General features: G+C 64.7%; 1 protein-coding gene. It reads left to right on the top strand.

Annotated elements, in window-relative coordinates; translation table 11 throughout:
- A partial coding sequence (locus ACOQFP_RS00025) for an acyl-ACP desaturase (RefSeq protein ID WP_421583071.1) occupies positions 1-740 on the top strand: 740 nt, incomplete at both ends.

Here is a 740-nt window from a genome sequence, read left to right as displayed (position 1 = left end):
GCGATGATCACCAACCTGCTCACCGAGGACAACCTGCCCTCCTACCACCGGGAGATCGCCGAGAACTTCTCCCAGGACGGTGCATGGGGAACCTGGGTCGGCCGGTGGACCGCCGAGGAGAACCGCCACGGCATCGTCATGCGCGATTACCTCGTCGTCACCCGCGGCGTCGATCCCGTCGCACTCGAACAAGCCCGCATGATCCACATGACCAATGGTTATGCCTCGCCTGCAGGCGCGGGGGTCGGTCTGCTGCATTCGGTGGCGTACGTGACGTTCCAGGAACTCGCCACCCGCGTCTCGCACCGCAACACCGGCAAGGTCTGCGACGATCCCATCGCCGACCGGATGCTTCAGCGCATCGCCGCCGACGAGAACCTGCACATGATCTTCTACCGCAACATCACCGGCGCGGCGATGGACATCGCCCCCGACCAGACGCTCGACGCGGTGTCCGACATCGTGACCAACTTCGTGATGCCCGGTGCAGGTATGCCGAACTTCCGCCGCAACGGTGTGCTGATGGCCAAGCACGGCATCTACGACCTGCGTCAGCACCTCGAGGACGTCGTCTGGCCGGTACTGCGCAAATGGAGCGTGTTCGAGCGCAACGACTTCACCGGCCGCGGGGAGAACAAGCGTGAGGAACTGGCCGCGTTCCTCGAGGACCTCGAGCGTCAGGCCACCAAGTTCGAGGAAATGCGAGATCGCTCCCTCGCCCGCGAACGCGCGAAGGCCGA

It is taken from the genome of Rhodococcus sp. MALMAid1271 (assembly GCF_049195265.1).
Taxonomy (GTDB): Bacteria; Actinomycetota; Actinomycetes; order Mycobacteriales; family Mycobacteriaceae; genus Rhodococcoides.
This window is presented reverse-complemented; position numbering and strand designations above follow the sequence as displayed.